20 protein-coding genes and 1 riboswitch are annotated in these 16,913 nt (G+C 46.8%); of the genes, 7 read left to right on the top strand and 13 right to left on the bottom strand.

Annotated features, from left to right (window positions below; translation table 11 throughout):
* Positions 1-13 precede the first annotated feature (13 nt).
* Complete coding sequence (locus ACQ5DJ_RS19105; RefSeq protein ID WP_017249586.1) at positions 14-661, bottom strand: MBL fold metallo-hydrolase; 648 nt, start codon at positions 659-661, stop codon at positions 14-16.
* A gap of 63 nt (positions 662-724) precedes the next feature.
* Between ACQ5DJ_RS19105 and ACQ5DJ_RS19100 the strand changes: the two genes are divergently transcribed.
* On the top strand, positions 725-1,225 hold the full coding sequence (locus ACQ5DJ_RS19100) for a hypothetical protein (RefSeq protein ID WP_429843852.1): 501 nt from the start codon (positions 725-727) through the stop codon (positions 1,223-1,225).
* 55 nt (positions 1,226-1,280) lie between these two features.
* Here ACQ5DJ_RS19100 and ACQ5DJ_RS19095 read toward each other — a convergent pair whose 3' ends face one another.
* On the bottom strand, positions 1,281-1,820 hold the full coding sequence (locus ACQ5DJ_RS19095) for a hypothetical protein (RefSeq protein WP_429843851.1): 540 nt from the start codon (positions 1,818-1,820) through the stop codon (positions 1,281-1,283).
* A gap of 82 nt (positions 1,821-1,902) precedes the next feature.
* Positions 1,903-2,349, bottom strand: a complete 447-nt coding sequence (locus tag ACQ5DJ_RS19090) for a hypothetical protein (RefSeq protein WP_392427854.1) — start codon at positions 2,347-2,349, stop codon at positions 1,903-1,905.
* Positions 2,350-2,487: 138 nt separating this feature from the next.
* On the opposite strand from ACQ5DJ_RS19090, the gene ACQ5DJ_RS19085 reads away from it, so the two are divergent.
* Positions 2,488-2,964, top strand: coding sequence for a DinB family protein (locus ACQ5DJ_RS19085; RefSeq protein ID WP_429843850.1), 477 nt, complete (start codon positions 2,488-2,490; stop codon positions 2,962-2,964).
* A gap of 335 nt (positions 2,965-3,299) precedes the next feature.
* On the opposite strand, the gene ACQ5DJ_RS19080 is transcribed toward ACQ5DJ_RS19085, so the two are convergent.
* Positions 3,300-4,634 carry a PhoH family protein gene (locus ACQ5DJ_RS19080; RefSeq protein ID WP_221869094.1) on the bottom strand — a complete coding sequence of 445 codons (1,335 nt, stop codon included), beginning with the start codon at positions 4,632-4,634 and terminating at the stop codon, positions 3,300-3,302.
* Between the two features lie 202 nt (positions 4,635-4,836).
* On the opposite strand from ACQ5DJ_RS19080, the gene ACQ5DJ_RS19075 reads away from it, so the two are divergent.
* Positions 4,837-5,442 carry a YhcN/YlaJ family sporulation lipoprotein gene (locus tag ACQ5DJ_RS19075; protein WP_429843849.1) on the top strand — a complete coding sequence of 202 codons (606 nt, stop codon included), beginning with the start codon at positions 4,837-4,839 and terminating at the stop codon, positions 5,440-5,442.
* A 23-nt stretch (positions 5,443-5,465) separates the two neighbouring features.
* On the opposite strand, the gene ACQ5DJ_RS19070 is transcribed toward ACQ5DJ_RS19075, so the two are convergent.
* The 3 genes from ACQ5DJ_RS19070 to ACQ5DJ_RS19060 form a co-directional block, all read right to left on the bottom strand.
* Complete coding sequence (locus tag ACQ5DJ_RS19070; protein ID WP_429843848.1) at positions 5,466-6,653, bottom strand: trans-sulfuration enzyme family protein; 1,188 nt, start codon at positions 6,651-6,653, stop codon at positions 5,466-5,468.
* Positions 6,650-7,813, bottom strand: a complete 1,164-nt coding sequence (locus tag ACQ5DJ_RS19065) for an aminotransferase class I/II-fold pyridoxal phosphate-dependent enzyme (protein WP_429843847.1) — start codon at positions 7,811-7,813, stop codon at positions 6,650-6,652. Before ACQ5DJ_RS19065 ends, ACQ5DJ_RS19070 begins: the two co-directional genes overlap by 4 nt.
* 94 nt (positions 7,814-7,907) lie before the next feature.
* A riboswitch (SAM riboswitch) is annotated at positions 7,908-8,027 on the bottom strand.
* A 74-nt stretch (positions 8,028-8,101) separates the two neighbouring features.
* On the bottom strand, positions 8,102-8,560 hold the full coding sequence (locus ACQ5DJ_RS19060; RefSeq protein WP_429843846.1) for a pyridoxamine 5'-phosphate oxidase family protein: 459 nt from the start codon (positions 8,558-8,560) through the stop codon (positions 8,102-8,104).
* Between the two features lie 138 nt (positions 8,561-8,698).
* On the opposite strand from ACQ5DJ_RS19060, the gene ACQ5DJ_RS19055 reads away from it, so the two are divergent.
* Entirely contained in the window at positions 8,699-9,040 is a 342-nt protein-coding gene (locus tag ACQ5DJ_RS19055; protein WP_007723262.1) for a DUF5665 domain-containing protein, read from the top strand.
* Positions 9,041-9,049: 9 nt separating this feature from the next.
* On the opposite strand, the gene ACQ5DJ_RS19050 is transcribed toward ACQ5DJ_RS19055, so the two are convergent.
* From ACQ5DJ_RS19050 to ACQ5DJ_RS19040, 3 genes are all read right to left on the bottom strand, one after another.
* Positions 9,050-10,438, bottom strand: coding sequence for a hypothetical protein (locus ACQ5DJ_RS19050; protein WP_429843845.1), 1,389 nt, complete (start codon positions 10,436-10,438; stop codon positions 9,050-9,052).
* Positions 10,439-10,628: 190 nt separating this feature from the next.
* The gene (locus tag ACQ5DJ_RS19045) at positions 10,629-10,904 is read right to left on the bottom strand and encodes a hypothetical protein (protein WP_429843844.1); all 276 of its coding nucleotides are present in this window, start codon (positions 10,902-10,904) and stop codon (positions 10,629-10,631) included.
* A gap of 10 nt (positions 10,905-10,914) precedes the next feature.
* Complete coding sequence (locus ACQ5DJ_RS19040; protein ID WP_429843843.1) at positions 10,915-11,241, bottom strand: YlaH-like family protein; 327 nt, start codon at positions 11,239-11,241, stop codon at positions 10,915-10,917.
* A 231-nt stretch (positions 11,242-11,472) separates the two neighbouring features.
* Here ACQ5DJ_RS19040 and ACQ5DJ_RS19035 point away from each other — a divergent pair, with 231 nt between their 5' ends.
* The gene (locus tag ACQ5DJ_RS19035) at positions 11,473-11,946 is read left to right on the top strand and encodes a glutathione peroxidase (protein WP_429843842.1); all 474 of its coding nucleotides are present in this window, start codon (positions 11,473-11,475) and stop codon (positions 11,944-11,946) included.
* A 64-nt stretch (positions 11,947-12,010) separates the two neighbouring features.
* Here the strand turns inward: ACQ5DJ_RS19035 and typA are convergent, their stop codons facing one another.
* Entirely contained in the window at positions 12,011-13,852 is a 1,842-nt protein-coding gene (gene typA / locus ACQ5DJ_RS19030) for a translational GTPase TypA (protein ID WP_429843841.1), read from the bottom strand.
* A gap of 138 nt (positions 13,853-13,990) precedes the next feature.
* On the opposite strand from typA, the gene ACQ5DJ_RS19025 reads away from it, so the two are divergent.
* Entirely contained in the window at positions 13,991-14,602 is a 612-nt protein-coding gene (locus ACQ5DJ_RS19025; RefSeq protein WP_429843840.1) for a YhcN/YlaJ family sporulation lipoprotein, read from the top strand.
* Positions 14,603-14,681: 79 nt separating this feature from the next.
* On the opposite strand, the gene speD is transcribed toward ACQ5DJ_RS19025, so the two are convergent.
* On the bottom strand, positions 14,682-15,083 hold the full coding sequence (speD, locus tag ACQ5DJ_RS19020) for an adenosylmethionine decarboxylase (RefSeq protein ID WP_007723244.1): 402 nt from the start codon (positions 15,081-15,083) through the stop codon (positions 14,682-14,684).
* A gap of 330 nt (positions 15,084-15,413) precedes the next feature.
* Here speD and ACQ5DJ_RS19015 point away from each other — a divergent pair, with 330 nt between their 5' ends.
* Entirely contained in the window at positions 15,414-15,908 is a 495-nt protein-coding gene (locus ACQ5DJ_RS19015) for a GNAT family N-acetyltransferase (protein ID WP_429843839.1), read from the top strand.
* Between the two features lie 111 nt (positions 15,909-16,019).
* Here ACQ5DJ_RS19015 and ACQ5DJ_RS19010 read toward each other — a convergent pair whose 3' ends face one another.
* A complete protein-coding gene (locus tag ACQ5DJ_RS19010; RefSeq protein WP_429843838.1) occupies positions 16,020-16,616 on the bottom strand; it encodes a hypothetical protein in 597 nt (198 codons plus the stop codon).
* Between the last annotated feature and the right edge of the window lie 297 nt (positions 16,617-16,913).

The following is a 16,913-nucleotide window of genomic DNA, read 5'->3' as shown; positions in this document are numbered from 1 at the left end:
ATGATGAAGTGACTTAACGAAGCATGCCTGTGACAAACGGATTGTACGTTTTCTCGTAGTCAATCGTCGTCTTCGGCCCATGTCCTGGGTAAACAATGGTTTCATCATCGAGCTCAAACAGCTTGTCTTGGATACTGATCATCAGTGTTTCGTAATCTCCTCCGAAGAGATCCGTACGCCCGATGCTCTGGTTAAACAGAACGTCACCACCGAAGCAGTGCTGGCCAATTACAAATGAACAGCTACCTGGTGAATGACCTGGCGTATGCAGCACCTGAATGTGAAATCCTGCCAGTTCCAGAGTCTGACCATCCTCCAGTTCATGCTCCGCCCGCTCACATACGATGAGTTCAGGCAAATTCCAGCGTCGAGATCCGTTCAGATCAGGGTTTGTGAGCCATTCCTGCTCTAATGGATGAATGTAAACCGGTGCTTTTGTCAATTCTCTTACTTGGTTGAGACCACCAATATGATCCAAGTGTGCATGCGTCAAAAGAATGGCAACGACGTTTTTATTCGCAAGAGCGCGAAGCAACTGATCTGGCTCCATGCCAGGGTCAATCACAATGGTTTGGTTAGTATCGGTGTTTGTCACCACATACGCATTGGTTTGAAATGCTCCCAACGCATAGGATTCAATGGCAAGATTTTGATTCGTCATAGGAAACCTCCTTGATTTTTTGATACGATAGAAAAAACACGCTTGCAAACATGGGGGTATAACATGCGCCATATGTACGGAATTGAACTGAATGTACCAGCGGGGAAGCTTCCTGGCTTCTATGCTCAAGTCATACATAAAATCGGAGATCATGTCAATGTCTTTGATCGGGACAAACTGCTTTTTATTGTAGAAAATCAAGCCGAGCTGGAGAAGCTGGAAAACATTTTGGAAAAGTTCAACATGTTAGGCGATGCCTTTTCCCTATTGCTGCTCCCATCAACAACCACAATCGATCAACTCGATGATATCGGTTTTGTCTCCCAAAATGAACATTTGTATGTATATGCAGATCAAGTTGCCATCGTAACGCTCGAGGCTTCACCCCAATCAGAAGATCAGTGGGCTGCTGTGGAGCAACTCCGCGAGCATGTTCTAGGCGTGATACCCGAAAATATACAACAACCCGATGCCTACCTGATCGATCAAAGCTTGATTCCACTGGCAGAGGGAATCGCGAAGGCTTATCAAGTGAAGCTCGTTTGGCTCCATCCGACTAAATGAATCCTGCAAAAGCAAAAAAAAGGGAGTTCTTGATAAGCGAACTCCCTTCTCCCTCTTACAATGATTTACGATCAAATCGGAACCACGCTACTTGATTGTCCACAAGACCAAAATTGGCGGTGTATTTGCTGCCTTCATATATCACTTCTTGTTCGCCTTTTCCTTTTCCATACAGCTTCTCTAACTGTTCAGCACTGTCAAACATAGCGAGTCCTCGATATGTTTTGAATTTTTGCGCGTCCTCACGTGGAACTCCTCCCAGCATGATCGATGTCAATTCACCTTTGTGTACTTTGAGCATTACCTGGGTCTGATCAACCAGTAGCATCCCCATCACAGCATCTCCCGCACCCTGCGACATCTGCTCTACCGTGTAGCTTTGCCTTGTCACCATATCCATAAAATCAGCTTTTGTCGGCTTCAAAATTTCCATCGCTTCTTTTATGTTCTGCCCGAGATAAATGCCATTTACTCCGTATTCCTTTTGATTTTCGGGGTCAAATGTAGCAGTTAGTTCCGACTGGGTCGAACACGCCGCCAAGAAAACGACTGTTAATACCCAAATCGCACTCATTCGCAAGTATTTCCACATCATTCACCTGTGCCCACCTTTGCTACCGCTCTTTTGGTTATCTTAGCGTACTCCGCAAGCATCGGGCAACCATTGGGAGACGAGCTTATTCTCGTGTTCCGCTGACTTTGCGGCGCGGTCGATTAGGCGGCAGGTTACTGTCCACCGATTGTTTGAAGTTCTCTAGTATTTTGAGGAGTGATGCGAAAAACGGTGAGCCAAACACCGCAACAATTCCCCACATCCAGGTTCCTAACTGCCACGAATTTTTTACATAAGCGGATTCAGAGCCAGTTAAAATGAGAGCCGGGTCCAGACCAAGCATGCCAAAAATGACTCCAGCAGCCAATACGGAAATAAGCAGATTGAAAAAGCGCTTGTAGTGCATCAATCGAGCAGCATGATACTGATCCTCCCAGCAATTTTCTTTCGCCTCATAGTCCGTCGCCAAAAAGGGAACGACTGATTTAAATGCTTCTGTGACACCTGCTGCAGCGCTGGACACCGCTGTTATATAAATCAAAAAAGAAATGGATGAATCCAACGTAACCATCATTCTCCCCTCCTTTGTACATATGTATGGAGATGGAGGGACAACTTGCAAATTTTTTTGCAGTTTGTATATTTCCCCTTTTCTGTTTATGCGGTAACATGTTGTTGCATGTAAATATGAGGAAGGGCAGGGATTGCTATGCAGGACTTTTCTTTTGTATGGAATCAGTACGACTTGATTCGCGGAATGTTTTTGGCGAGATTGACGGAAATAACCGAGGAAGAAGCAGACGTGGTTCCAGATGGCTTTAAAAACAACATTCGCTGGAATATTGGTCATATTCTCCTGACACAAGAATACTTGCTCCTCGGACCAGAAGGAATGAAATGTCCTCCGTATTACGCAGCGATGTTCTCGCCAGGAACCAAGCCTGCTGATTGGCAAAAAGAAGGACCTTCCCTCGAAACCTTAGCTGCAGAGCTAAAAGAGCAACATGTGCGTATTAAAGAAGAATTGCATTCCCGATTGAATGATCCATTGCCAAAACCGTTTGAACTAGGAGACAAGGGCACTATGCATACTTATGGGGAAATGATGGTCTTCACTCTTTTCCATGAAGGAATGCACATCGGATGTATTTCGTCATTGCGAAATGCGATCGTAGCTGCTAAATAAGGAATATTGATCAAAGACGCGGGTATTTTTTATCCGCGTTTTTCTTTTTACCTCCGAATCTGCAAAAAATGAAAACCGCTCCAATGAGGAGCGGTCCTTGTCGAGCCCGAATTGCTTATGGGGTTCTACCGGTTATTCTCTTTGGCTCTTCAACCTCCATCGTAGAGAAAAGTAGCTAAAGGAATCGGTTTATCTCCATACGACTTTCGTCGATTGCTTGATCATGATTATCCACGGATCTTCGCCTCCTGCAAGGCATTTCGCCGTTTACTTACATGAACCATCGGGCTCGACAAGAATAGTATGACCCCCTCGCTGCTTTTCATACATCCTCTTTACAATAAATCTGCGGCCAGTTGTGCAAGCACACTTCGTTCTCCTTTTTCCAACTGAATATGTCCAGCCAGCTTTTGGTCTTTAAATACTTCTACCACGTAGGTTAAACCGTTGTTGCTCTCATCCAGGTATGGATGATCAATCTGCTCTGGATCACCCATTAGCACAATTTTCGAGCCGTCCCCCACCCTCGTCAGGATCGTCTTCACTTCATGCTTTGTCAAGTTTTGGGCTTCATCAATGATTATAAATTGTTCTGGGATGGAGCGCCCACGAATATACGTCAAAGCTTCCACCTGTAAACTTCCCATGCCTGCCAAAATTTTATCCAGATCACCTGGGCGCTTTGTGTTGAATAAGTATTCCAAATTATCATAAATCGGTTGCATCCACGGTCGAAGCTTTTCTTCTTTTTCGCCGGGCAAATAACCGATGTCTTTTCCAAGCGGAACGATAGGTCTTGCCACTAACAGTTTTTTGTATTTTTGCTGGTCCTCGATTTGCAGCAGGCCCGCTGCTAATGCCAGCAAGGTTTTTCCTGTACCGGCCTTGCCGGTCATAGTTACTAAAGGAATATCATCTCGTAACAGCAATTCGGTTGCCATTCGTTGCTGCACGTTACGGGCTCGGATGCCCCAAATCGGATCATCATCTGATACAAGCATTTCTAGCATTTTTCCGTCCGGGTCGACTTTTCCAATCGCTGAAATAGATGGGTTGCATTCGTCCTTCAGCACTAAAAATTGATGAGGGTAAAAACGATAGCGTGGAAAACAGGAGGCCAGCTGCAGCTTTCTTGTTGCGTAGTAAGTCTTGATGATGTCGGACGCTACCATCATCTTCTGATACCCAGGGTAAATACTGGAGAACTCCCCCACAACTCGATCCGAAAGAAAATCCTCTGCGGAAATATTCAATGCATCAGCCTTGACTCTCATGAGAGCATCCTTACTTACCAAAATGACTGGTCTTGGCTGTGGTTTTCCGTTTTCCTCCTCCTGTAAGTTTAGTGCGACCGCCAAAATGCGGTTGTCATTACTCATTTCCGTGAATTGTTTCTGAAGGCGGTGGAAAGAGGAATGATTCAATTCCACCCGAAACAGCCCACCTGTTTCTAGGGTAATGCCAGTGTGCAATTGCCCCAGCTCACGAAAACTGTCAAAGAGCCGAGATACGTACCGAGCATTGCGGCCAATTTCATCCATGTACCGCTTTTTGGAATCGATTTCTTCTAATACGACTGCTGGTATGACTATTTCGTTGTCAGCGAAAGAAAACATCGCCCTTGGATCTTGCAGGAGTACGTTGGTATCCAGTACGTAGATTTTCTTCAATATCTCGCCTCCTATTACCCTTCTTATATACCCTATGCAATTTTTGGAGGGATGCTCAAGTGCGGCGACGTGATGTACTACAGTCTATGTTCAGGTCGACAGAGATAGACGACCCATTGGCAGAATGAAAATGGGCAGCCCAGAACAAAATACTTGTAACCCTGCCCTCCTCACGAAGGAAGGCAATACTGGGAAAGGGAGAATGCCTGTGAAACGGATCATGATCTACTGCCTCGGTTTTAGCTTGTTGCTTACAGCATGTATGTCGGGCAATAAACCCCCGGCGAATCAGGCTACACAACAGCCGAAGCATGCCACTCATACTCAGCGCGTTCAGCAAACAGCTCCTGAGCCTGCTTACAATCAATCTTCCCAAGCCACTGCTGATCGTCTCGCCCAACTAGCAACACGTGTGAAAAGGGTACACAGCGCCACTGCAGTGGTCTTAGGCAAATATGCGGTAGTCGGTATTACTGTGGATCCGAATCTGGATCGCCCTGAAGTTGGCGTCATTAAGTACACGGTTGCGGAAGCTCTGAAAGAAGACCCTCAAGGAGCAAATGCTGTCGTAACTGCAGACCCTGCCATCGTACAGCGGTTACGAGAAATGAGAGATGATATTCGTCGCGGCCATCCTGTTGCCGGTGTTACGGAAGAGTTAGCGGATATCGTAGGTCGGATCATTCCCCAACTGCCGCGCAGTGTGCAGCCTCGAGAAGAAACCCCTTCTCAAGTAAAAGAAAAACGCATGCACAAAGAGCCGCAAGGACAAAACAAAATCAATGCAAATCGTACAGGAACGCCTTAAAAGAAAAGAGGTATCCCCCGGATTTAAGCCCGGGAGAATACCTCTTTTTCTTTATGGATGGGTGCTTCAGATGGCAAATGATCCAAAGCTTGCTTCAAATCTGCCACCAAGTCCTCGTAATCCTCTAAACCAGCTGACAACCGGATCAAACCATCTGTAATTCCCCTTGCAGCCCTTTCCTCAGCAGGCATCGCTGCATGTGACATCGTAGCCGGATAGGAGAGAATCGTTTCCACTGCCCCGAGGCTGACAGCCACAATCGGCAATTTCACACGATCAAACAACGCTTTTGCTCGATCACGGTTCCCTACGTCAAAAGAAAGAACTGCCCCATGACCAGTCGCTTGTTGTGTTTGAATCAGATGACCAGGATGATCCTCCAGTCCTGTATAGTAAACGCGGCTTACTTGTGGATGCGATGACAACCAGTCAGCCAAGCTCGCGGCTGTTTTCGTGCTGACATCCAGTCGGGCTTTCAATGTTTTGAGACCACGCATCACCAGCCAGCAGTCCTGCACACCCAATATCGCTCCCATGCCATTCTGGATAAAATAGAGCTGCTCCCCTAACGCAGCCTCTCTGGTCACGGCCAGACCTGCCACGACGTCGCTATGCCCTCCGATAAACTTCGTTGCACTATGAATGACCACATCTGCACCAAGTTCCAATGGCCGCTGGTAATACGGGGTAAGGAATGTATTATCGACAATGACCAGCAAGCCGTACTCCTTCGCGATACGAGAAACCGCTGCAATATCTGTCACCTTTAAGGTGGGATTGGAGGGGGTCTCCAGGTAAATCCCTTTCGTCACCGGTGTAATGGCCGCACGAACAGCTTCTGTATTTGTTGCATCCACGAATGTAACGGAGATGCCCATTCTCGACAATACCTTGGTCAAAAACCGAAACGTGCCACCGTATACATCTTCCGCCACTACAACATGGTCTCCGGCTGAAAACAGCATGAACACGCTGGAAATGGCAGCCATGCCAGATGAGAATGCGAAACCGCGTGCGCCCCCCTCCAGAGACGCAATGGCTTCCTCCAAAGCCTGCCTCGTTGGATTGCCTGATCTGGCATAATCGAATGTTCCTGGCTGATCGATATCTGCCTGATGAAACGTCGAAGCTTGATAAATCGGAACCGACGACGCACCTGTGAACGGGTCAATGCAAGTCGAACCGTGGAGGATCTTGGTTGCAAAATTCATCGTACACTCCCCCCTACGACCAAACTAGCATTCAATGCCTGAAACAAATCGGCTACGACATCATCTGGATGCTCGATGCCAACCGACAGTCGCAACAATCGATCACAAACACCGACATGCTCTCTGACTTCTTGCGGGATATCGGCGTGAGTCTGCGTCGCCGGATACGTACACAATGACTCGACACCACCCAGACTTTCCGCAAAGGATACGATTTGCAGATTTTGCAGGAACAATCCCACCTGCTCTACATCGCGTACCCGGAACGATACCATCCCACTATGCCCAGTCGCTTGATTCACCTGTATTTCATGCCCCGGATGCTCTGGCAGACCTGGATAAAATACCTCCGCCACTGCCGGATGCTCACGCAGCTTTTCCGCTACAATCAAGGCATTGGATTGGTGACGCTCCATCCGCAGTGCCAATGTTTTCATCCCGCGAACGAGAAGCCAGCAATCTTGTGGTCCGAGCACAGCACCGATTGAATTGTGCAAAAACCGGATTTTTTCCGACAACTCTTCCCCTTTTGTTACGATGAGACCAGCCAGCACATCGTTATGTCCTGCCAAATACTTGGTTGCACTATGTAAGACGATATCTGCACCAAGCTCTAGTGGGCGTTGACAATACGGGGTTAAGAATGTGTTGTCTACAATCGTAAGGAGACCGTGCTGTTTCGCCAATTGCGTTACTGCTCGAATATCCGTAATCTGCATGAGCGGATTGGTTGGTGTCTCGACGAAGATCGCCTTTGTATCTGGGCGAATCGCATTTTTGAGTGCACCAATGTCACGCAAATCTACATACGAAAACGTCAAACCATAGCGAGAGAGCACTTGCTCGAACAATCGATAGGTTCCTCCGTACAGATCGAGTGAAACGATCAGATGATCCCCTTGGGAAAACAAGCCCATAACGGTATGAACAGCAGCCATTCCTGAGGCGCAAGCGAATCCTGCATCTCCTGATTCCGCTTCAGCGATGGTCTCCTCCAGAATGGTGCGAGTAGGATTAGCGGTGCGCGTATAATCATATCCAGTGCTCTGGCCCAAGGCAGGATGGCGATAAGCCGTTGCATAGTAAACAGGAAAGCTCACCGCCCCTGTTTTTTCGTCTCTGCCTACTCCCGCCTGAATCAATTTCGTTTCCAATTTCATGTCTGTTTCTCTCCCTCCAATAGTGTACGAGGGCATCAAAAAAGCCCCCTTTCCTCTGAAAGAAGGCTTTGTTTACGTCACCGTAAGCAAATCCTTCTCATCTTTCAGAGTTTGATAACTCTGCAGGAATTAGCACCATTATCTCCCTGTTAAAATACAGGTGATTGGTTGCCGGGCATCATCGGGCCAGTCCCTCCGCCGCTCTGGATAAGAAGATTGCTATTCAATTTGATTGACCCTAATACTAAAGGATCGGCAGGATTCTTGTCAACAATTTATTTCCACATGTTAATTTGCATCTTTCAAGGCGGTCATAACTTGATTGTCCAGCTTCGCTGCTGCGTTTTTGTCATACGTCTTTTCATATTGTGGTTCTACGGAAATACGGGAACCGTAAAACATAATATCACGAACGGCCTCAATTTTGATTTCTGCCATGGCCAGCTTGAGCGGAACTCCTTCCAGTCGGTCTGTTTTGACGAAAGCACGACCATTAATAGCAAAAGACGAGCCGGCACCGATCAAATGCAGGACAACTTGCGGTTCCTTCGCAATATTAGCCAAAATACGTGAGCGATTATCTACGGCAAAACGAATCGTATCGGCGCTGACAGCATACGTCCAGGACAAGGAGCTGAGCGATGGTGCCCCTGACTCATGGTCTACTGTGCCCAAGGTAACAAAACGCTCCTTTTGCAAGAGCTTGAATAAATCTTCGGAAAGAGATTGGGAAACAGTTTCAGCCATTTCAAAGCCTCCTAACAAACGTTTTGTACGTTCATTTTACCCTTCGCCTAGCTGATAGGCAAACGTTTCCTCTCCACCTTGATTCTGGTTGTCTTTTTCCCTAGACTGGTAGGTAACGATACCGAATGATGGAAGGGGATGGACAGCTTGTCGCCTACAGACCGCCTTATGCAGCAAATTGATCAAGTTCTTGAAGAGCTTCAGGAAGTTCGGAAGGTAAATGAGCGGATGCATAAAATTGCGATGTTCCTGGAAGATATCCGACTAGCAGATGTGATTCAAAATTACACAGCCCCGCGCAAGCTGCTCTGGATCAATTTCCTCGCAGGTCTTGCCCGGGGTCTGGGGTTGACTATTGGTACTGCTATCGTATTGGCATTCCTCGGCTCTCTCTTGACGCAATTTCTTTCCATCCCCATTCTGGGGGATTACATCAGACAATTGGTGGAGTACGTCGAGACTTACAAGCAGCGGCCTTAACGTTAGCGACTAGTCTCTGTCGTCGTTACGATCGTCATCGCCCTGGTCATCATCGTCATCATGATGTTTGTCGTGCTTTTTCCAATAACCATACGCGTTGCCATTGGGATGCTTATCTTTCTGCTTCCCTTTTTCTTTTTTCTTTTTGTCATCATCTTCGTCTTTATCCTCGTCTGTTGGCTTCACAGGCTCGACAATGACTTTTGTGCTTAATGCAACGTCAGTTTTCTTAACCAGCTTATCGTCTTCATACAATTCGACTTGAATTGTTTTGGCACTAAAGGAATGATTCTTGTACGACAATGTCAGCGAAAACTCGCCTTTGTCATTTGGTTTCATCTCTTTTTTCTTCCCGTCAGGAGCGATCACAAATAGTTCAGTATCGTCCTTTTTATTCCAGCCGCTTACTGTCCCCTTCACCTGTATGGACTTGGCGGCAGGATTGTTTACAGCAGTCGCCTTGATGGCATATACGGTCGCTTGATCCTTGTCAGGAGCGTTGACGATTTCTACCTGAACGGATTCGGAATCAACCTTCTTGCCATCCTCGTAAACCTCGATCAAGGCTTTTTGATCTTTTGCTGCTTGTACATCCTTTACTGAAACCGTGAAGCTGCCTACGCCATCCCACAGCTTCTTCACGTTTGCGTCTTTTTTCACGCCATTATAGGTGACAGTTACTTTGTCTGCCCCCTGCTTGACAATTCCTTTTACTTTTAATTCCTTTTTCTTCGCATCCAATACGGACATGGTATGGATGATCATTTCCTTATCTTCTTCTGCTTTTGGAACGATCTTTACCTTTTCGCTATCGACCAGCTTGCTGCCTTCATAGGCACTCACGGTTACATACGGTTCATAGGATGCATCAGGAGCTTCAAAGCTGACCGTAAAAGAGTGCTCCTTGGTCGGAACGACTTCAATGATGTCGGAATTCGGCTTTTTCACTACCACCTTGGTGACATCCGAAGTCACAATCCCCTTTATGTACACCTTGTTATTTTCAGTCTTGGCATTTACACTCACGATTTCTTCAGCATTCTCTGTCAGGCGCACTTCCAGCCAAATATCGCTGTAGTACTCATTGTAGATACGCTCCCACTCCGCTTTGTTTTCTTCCATAAACGCTTGGAGCTTCGTATTCAAGTTGATTTCTTCTACAATGATGTACAAGTGATCCGCTTGATTTTTCAAGAGCATGTTCAGCGTGGTTGGATCATTTTGAGCAAGTTCCTTCAGATTGTAGCGTGTGACTTGCTTTCCCTCGTCATTCATGACTACCTTTGTGGCACTTGGACTAGCAATCGAGCTTGCATCGGCAAAAATTGGCGTCAAACAGCCAAGAATACCTGCAGCTGTCACCACTGCTAATACGGGCTTGGTCATGTACTTTTTCAATGGTAGTTCCCCCTTCTAGTCTGCAAAAATCCCCCTGGTTGCTTGGGGCATGAATATTGACGGGAAATCATTTTCAAAAGTTGCATCATCCAAGAAACCGCGTCTTATTACCTACGAAAAGCGCTTGATACAAAAAAACTCCACCCAACTTCCGAATCATTTCGGCAAGTGGAGGGGAGTCTTTGGCCCGTTAGTTGCAGTTGTACTTGGGTTCACTTTCAATCGCGACCAATAAAGATTCGACTGATTCAGCAGGGTATCGAACTTCCACGGACTGTGAATCAGCGTTCCCAAATAGCACGTACCAGCTGCCTTCCTGACGATAGCCGATATCGCTCATTTGATGATCCTCTTGCAGCAATTGCAAGAAAAAAGCAGCTGTTTCCAAAGCAGAGCGGTCTTCTGGTCGAGCATCGGCAACCACTTGAATTTGGAGCCAGTTAAAAAGTGCATCTTCACGCTTCACGCGGTTCTCCTCACTTTCGCCCAGTTTGCTCCGGCTTGATCCGTACCTTTACAATCACGAGAATCGCGATCGCTACGAACATTGCACTTTTCACAGGAAGCTGCACATCCAAAATAGCGAAAATGAGCGCTCCAGCAAACAAAAGGATGTACAAGAGCAAGTTTTTCAAAATAGGCATGCGGATACGGGTAGCAAAGCCAAGATAATAGACGATAATTAATTCCACAAACAAAATCCAAGCCCGATATTTATCAGCCCATATGCGAAAGCTGTCATATGCGGTGAGCTGATCTGGATTCGTTGGCACATAGGTTGATGCGATTTGTATCCAGTCCATCACTTATCTCTCCTGTCTTCAAGCGGTGAAACTCCTACCGCTTCACATGCCACCTCATAGGCGGAATGAAACGAATAGTCACTCCTTTTTTCTTAGGAAAACGCTATCTTTCTTACTTTATCAGGTGGTGGATTCTGTGTCAAAAAACGGTAGGCTCTTCCATGTTGCTGGCATGAATTTTGCCGTACATGCTATGATGAAGATATGTCAGTAGAAAAAGGTGGGAATAAAATGAGCTTGTATGATATTGCCGTCAAAACCATTTCCGGTGAAGTGAAGACGTTAGCCGCCTTCAAAGGGCATGTCCTGCTAATCGTGAACGTCGCCAGCCAATGCGGCCTTACCCCTCAATACAGAGGGCTACAGGAGTTGTATGAGCGTTATCAGGATAAAGGTCTCGTCGTTCTCGGCTTCCCTTGCAACCAGTTCGCTGGACAAGAGCCAGGAACAGAAGAAGAAATCGCAACGTTCTGCGATCGAAATTACGGCGTGACGTTCCCGCTGTTTGCAAAGATCGATGTCAATGGTCCTGATACTCACCCGTTGTATCAATACTTGAAGGAAAATGCCCCGAACGAAGAAAATCCAGATATCGAATGGAACTTCGCCAAATTCCTCGTGGATAAAGACGGTCAGGTTGTAAAACGCATCAGTGCTCGTACTCAACCTGAAGAGCTCATCTCTGCTATTGAAAGTCTGTTGTAAGGACAGCCCAAACAAAAACGCCACTTCATCCCCAACAGGATCAAGTGGCGTTCTTCTTTCATGCTTATGCTTGCGGTTGTGCTTCCCAGCGTCTTTGTTTCTCATAGCGCTCACGATCTGATTTGTTCAGATATTTTTTGCGCAGACGAACGGATTGAGGTGTTACTTCACACAACTCGTCGTCGTTCAGGTATTCCAGTGCCTCTTCCAAAGACAACATGCGAGGAGCCTTCATTTTGACAGTCTCATCCTTGGTCGCAGAACGTACGTTGGTCGCATGCTTTTCTTTACATACGTTAACAACAAGATCGTTGTCACGGTTGTGCTCGCCCACGATCATGCCTTCGTATACTTCTGTACCTGGGTGAATGAACATCGTTCCGCGATCTTCTACGGACATCAAACCATACGTGGTAGCTGTTCCTGTCTCGTGGGAAATAAGTACCCCTGCGTGACGTCCTCCTACCGCTCCTGGTACAAGTGGACGATAGCTGTCGAAGGAGTGGTTGAGAATACCGTAACCGCGTGTAATCGTCAAGAACTCTGTACGATATCCGATCAATCCGCGGGATGGAATAATGAACTCCAGACGAACTTGTCCGAAGCCATTGTTGATCATGTTAACCATCTCGGCTTTACGTTGACCCAATGTCTCCATTACTGGCCCTGTGTATTCCTCAGGCACATCAATGATCAACAGCTCAGCCGGTTCCATTTTTTGACCATCGACCATACGAATGATAACCTCTGGCTTGGACACACCCAGCTCAAAGCCTTCACGACGCATGTTCTCTACCAAGATGGACAAGTGCAATTCACCGCGTCCAGAAACCACATACGCATCTGGTGAATCTGTTTCATCTACACGAAGAGATACATCTGTCTCCAGCTCAGACATCAGACGATCGCGCAGCTTGCGGGAAGTTACGTGCTTACCTTCGCGACCAGCAAACGGGCTGTTGTTCACGAGGAACGTCATCTGCAGGGTAGGTTCGTCAATTTTCAAGAGTGGCAATGCCTCTGGATGATCAATGTGGCAAACCGTTTCCCCTACGTTAATATCATCAATACCAGAAATCGCTACGATATCTCCCGCTCTTGCTGTTTTTTGCTCAACACGTTGCAGACCGGAGAAACCGAACAGCTTTTGAATCCGCGCTTTTTTCACTTCGCCTTCGCGCGTAGTGACGGATACCATTTCATTCAAGTTCATAGTTCCGCGATAGATACGGCCAATCCCGATACGACCCAAAAAGTCGTTGTAGTCCAGCATGGTTACTTGCATTTGGAGTGGAGCAGATTCGTCTGCGTCAGGTGCAGGCATATGCTCTACGATGGTGTCAAACAGTGGGCGAAGGTCGCCTTCCAGCTTATCTGGTTCAAGTCCTGCAATCCCTTGCAAACCTGAAGCATATACGATTGGGAATTCCAGTTGGTCTTCCGTCGCATCCAGATCAATGAACAGGTCGTACACTTCGTTGATAACTTCTTGAGGACGTGCATTGTCGCGGTCTACTTTGTTCACGACAACGATAGGGGTAACTTTTGCTTCCAGCGCTTTTTTCAATACAAAGCGTGTTTGTGGCATACAGCCTTCGAAGGCGTCGACGATCAACAAAACGCCATCCACCATGCTCATGATACGCTCAACCTCGCCACCGAAGTCAGCATGGCCTGGTGTATCCAAGATGTTAATCGTGAAATCATTGTATTTAACAGAAGTGGTTTTCGCCAGGATCGTAATTCCACGCTCGCGCTCCAGGTCGTTAGAGTCCATCATTCTCTCTTCTACCTGTTGGTTCGAGCGGAATGTGCCCGATTGGATCAAAAGTTTGTCAACCAGCGTGGTTTTTCCGTGGTCAACGTGGGCAATAATTGCAATGTTGCGTATGTCAAGACGCTTCATGTGAACCTCCTCTATTATGCATACCTTCCATATTAACAGGTAGTGAAACGCGGCACAATGGGCAGTTTTTTACGGGAGCCACTTCCTGAGTAAGGGACTTTATTTTCGTCATACTAAGGAAATGGAGGTGGCATACTTATGAAACGGTACGGCCCGAAATATTTGGTTGGCTTGCTTACGATTGCAACCATGGTGACTGGATGCGCAAGCTCGAGCAGCCATCCAAAAAATCAAGCACGCACACAAAGTACCACCTATCAGCAAGCCCCAGGTGCAAGGACAAGCCTCGCTCATGACTATCATGCCTACACTGGCGGAATCAATGCCCGCAATTATCGAAATGGATATACGGTCAATGGTTTTAATCAGGATTTAGCTGAACAACTCACCATGGTCGCAGATGACGTGCCTGGTGTAGAGCGTGCTACTGTTCTCGTGAGTGGCACAGATGCCGTCATCGGAATTCGTGTTCGGAAAAATTTTGGTCCTGAGCAAACGCGCATAATCGAACAGCAAGTCCACTCAGCCGTTCGTTCACGTGTTCCGAACTTCTCGATCCAAGTAGCCTCCGACGCAGCCACATTTGACCGGATTCGTGCCATCCATGCAGATATTTATGAAGAAGCCACGCATCGGACCAATCAAGTTGATGTGAGACCCGACATGAAAAGCCAGATCACCAATACATCCACGGAATTTCGTTCTCTGCTCCACGATATTGGCCGCAGAGTTCCTACTGTCACTCCATGATGACAAATAGGAATCGAATCTCCATATAAAAGAGGTGCGGAATCAGCCCGCACCTCTTGAAAACTTTTCCATTTGTTACTTACTTTGCCGCTTCAACCAGTTTCATTTCTGGCTCAACAACTTGCAGTTCACCCAAACCACGAACTAATTTCTTCGCGTAAGTTTTTTCCGGCTTCAGCACGGATACCAAGTAGTCGATGGCGATTTGCGGATCAACGGTTTCCCCACACGTGTAGCAATCCAGAGCAGCAAAGCCGCGCTCAGGATACGTATGAATGGACAGGTGGCTTTCCGAGAGAAGAACTAGTACGGTAGCACCCTGAGGAGAAAACTGCTTCGCTTGCACACTCAGTACCGTAGCACCGCATGCCTCAGCAGCCTCAATCATTTCCTTTTTCAAAAATTCTGCGTCGTTCAACAAATCAAACTGAACTCCCCATGTGTCAACAGCAACGTGTCTTCCGAAAGTCGAATATTCCATCTTTCGGTTCCCCCTTCCTAACGAGTGTGATATTAAACATCGCTAGGACCTGCGTCATTCACTAACGGGGGCGGTTTCCGTTGTTATCCACCCTTTAAAGTGAATCCTGGTTCCTAATCCTGTTTCCAACGAAAACAACAATACCATGCATCGGCCTAGTTTGACAATACCCTTTTTGAAGATTAAACAAGAACTATAAAAAAAAATTGATCAGTCGCTCGACAGTATGAAGGCACCCCCTTGCTGCAAGCGCCTTTCGTTGACATCAAATAGGTAAAGTTCTAAACTTTTCGAGAAAGGAACAAACGAGAATGGAGAGGATCGGAACACATGATCACTATCCGCAATGCCAAAGCAGAAGATTTGCCAGCACTGATCGCCATCGAGCAGCTTTGCTTTTCACCAGAAGAGGCAGCGACACCGGAAGCATTTGAGAAACGCATTCGATTGATTCCAGACAGTTTTTTTGTAGTGGAAGAGGATGGCGTCATTGCGGGGTTGGTGAATGGACCCGTTACCGAATCCCCCTTCATTACGGATGATTTGTTTCAAGAGATTAAAGAAAATCCGGCATCGGGCGGGCATCAAACCATTTTAGGATTAGCGGTTTCTCCCGCTTTTCAAAAACGAGGCATTGCTTCCATGCTCCTCACGCACCTGGAAGCCTCAGCAAGAGTGGCCGGTCGCGAGACGATCACGCTTACGTGTAAGGAGAATTTGATCGGCTACTATGAAAGTCATGGATACTTCAACAACGGTGTTTCCAGCTCAGATCATGCTGGAGCTATTTGGTACAATATGAGCAAATCATTGCAATTGCGCTAAGTGAAGGGCAAAAAAGCAAAAGCGGGCACCTCTTGTTAGGAGGAAACCCGCTTTTTGTTATCCGCTGTGTAATCACATACATAAAAAAGGGCGCCCCAGGCACCCTTTTTTCTAAACTTCTAATTCAAATAGACGTCGCGATAACGTTGCTAATCGAACATCAATTGCTGGAAGTCTTTCCGGGGCAGTTCTCTTTGCCCAATTACGCAAATCCAGCCATCGGTCCGTTTCTTGACGTAAGGACTCAATCTCCTGCTCGCTGCCATCCTGCTGGAACAAAGCCTCCAGCTCATTGGCCATGTGCAGAGAGTTATTTTCAAAGATGGACACTTCTTCGTCTCCGGTTAGCTCCTGAATGCTCACAACCGATCCTTGATCGTAGTGATACACCATTGTGAAGCCGTCATAAATCCGGTGGACAATTCCATAGCCTCGGAACGCTTTCATTGCTTTTCTCATGGCATTTGCCAGCTGCTGATCTCGGATCAGATACGAGCTGTCGCATGAGTAGCGGCTGCCAACCCGACAGAAACTCAATTGAATTTCGCCGTTCTTGTCATTCAAGATTACGTCACGATCGCCATTGTCACACACTTTGACTTGGACTGAAATGTGTTCATTGGTGAAAAGCGAAACGAACTGGTTCAGCTCTTCTTCATTCACCGTAAAATAGGCCGAGGCGTAATTAGTTGCTAAACGCTGTGCCATAAATATCTCCTCAATTCTTTTGGTTTGCATGGGTCGAGTACGACCGAACAGTTATCCAAATCAGAGGAGATACGCTAAGTGTCAACAAAAGAACGCTGTAGAACCTGGCCTTGCCCCGCGAATCGAAAATCGATTTGGGTAATGAAGGCGGATCACCTACTTTTTGTTTTTCAAGCCATTTTTGACATCTTTATTATACCTCAGGTGCCCTCAAAAGTCTTGAGCAAAATGACGATGAATTTTAGCAAAAAACCGGAATATCCGCATTCAGACGCAGGGAAATGAAAAGAACTCCCT

It is taken from the genome of Brevibacillus sp. FIR094, assembly GCF_050477165.1.
Classification (GTDB): domain Bacteria; phylum Bacillota; class Bacilli; order Brevibacillales; family Brevibacillaceae; genus Brevibacillus.
This window is presented reverse-complemented; position numbering and strand designations above follow the sequence as displayed.

Coding starts and splice junctions, on each gene's coding strand:
- ACQ5DJ_RS19105 (WP_017249586.1), bottom strand. CDS start 661: ATGACGAATCAAAATCTTGCCATTGAATCCTATGCGTTGGGAGCATTT.
- ACQ5DJ_RS19100 (WP_429843852.1), top strand. CDS start 725: ATGCGCCATATGTACGGAATTGAACTGAATGTACCAGCGGGGAAGCTT.
- ACQ5DJ_RS19095 (WP_429843851.1), bottom strand. CDS start 1,820: ATGATGTGGAAATACTTGCGAATGAGTGCGATTTGGGTATTAACAGTC.
- ACQ5DJ_RS19090 (WP_392427854.1), bottom strand. CDS start 2,349: ATGGTTACGTTGGATTCATCCATTTCTTTTTTGATTTATATAACAGCG.
- ACQ5DJ_RS19085 (WP_429843850.1), top strand. CDS start 2,488: ATGCAGGACTTTTCTTTTGTATGGAATCAGTACGACTTGATTCGCGGA.
- ACQ5DJ_RS19075 (WP_429843849.1), top strand. CDS start 4,837: ATGCCTGTGAAACGGATCATGATCTACTGCCTCGGTTTTAGCTTGTTG.
- ACQ5DJ_RS19070 (WP_429843848.1), bottom strand. CDS start 6,653: ATGAATTTTGCAACCAAGATCCTCCACGGTTCGACTTGCATTGACCCG.
- ACQ5DJ_RS19065 (WP_429843847.1), bottom strand. CDS start 7,813: ATGAAATTGGAAACGAAATTGATTCAGGCGGGAGTAGGCAGAGACGAA.
- ACQ5DJ_RS19060 (WP_429843846.1), bottom strand. CDS start 8,560: ATGGCTGAAACTGTTTCCCAATCTCTTTCCGAAGATTTATTCAAGCTC.
- ACQ5DJ_RS19055 (WP_007723262.1), top strand. CDS start 8,699: ATGGACAGCTTGTCGCCTACAGACCGCCTTATGCAGCAAATTGATCAA.
- ACQ5DJ_RS19040 (WP_429843843.1), bottom strand. CDS start 11,241: ATGGACTGGATACAAATCGCATCAACCTATGTGCCAACGAATCCAGAT.
- ACQ5DJ_RS19035 (WP_429843842.1), top strand. CDS start 11,473: ATGAGCTTGTATGATATTGCCGTCAAAACCATTTCCGGTGAAGTGAAG.
- typA (WP_429843841.1), bottom strand. CDS start 13,852: ATGAAGCGTCTTGACATACGCAACATTGCAATTATTGCCCACGTTGAC.
- ACQ5DJ_RS19025 (WP_429843840.1), top strand. CDS start 13,991: ATGAAACGGTACGGCCCGAAATATTTGGTTGGCTTGCTTACGATTGCA.
- speD (WP_007723244.1), bottom strand. CDS start 15,083: ATGGAATATTCGACTTTCGGAAGACACGTTGCTGTTGACACATGGGGA.
- ACQ5DJ_RS19015 (WP_429843839.1), top strand. CDS start 15,414: ATGATCACTATCCGCAATGCCAAAGCAGAAGATTTGCCAGCACTGATC.
- ACQ5DJ_RS19010 (WP_429843838.1), bottom strand. CDS start 16,616: ATGGCACAGCGTTTAGCAACTAATTACGCCTCGGCCTATTTTACGGTG.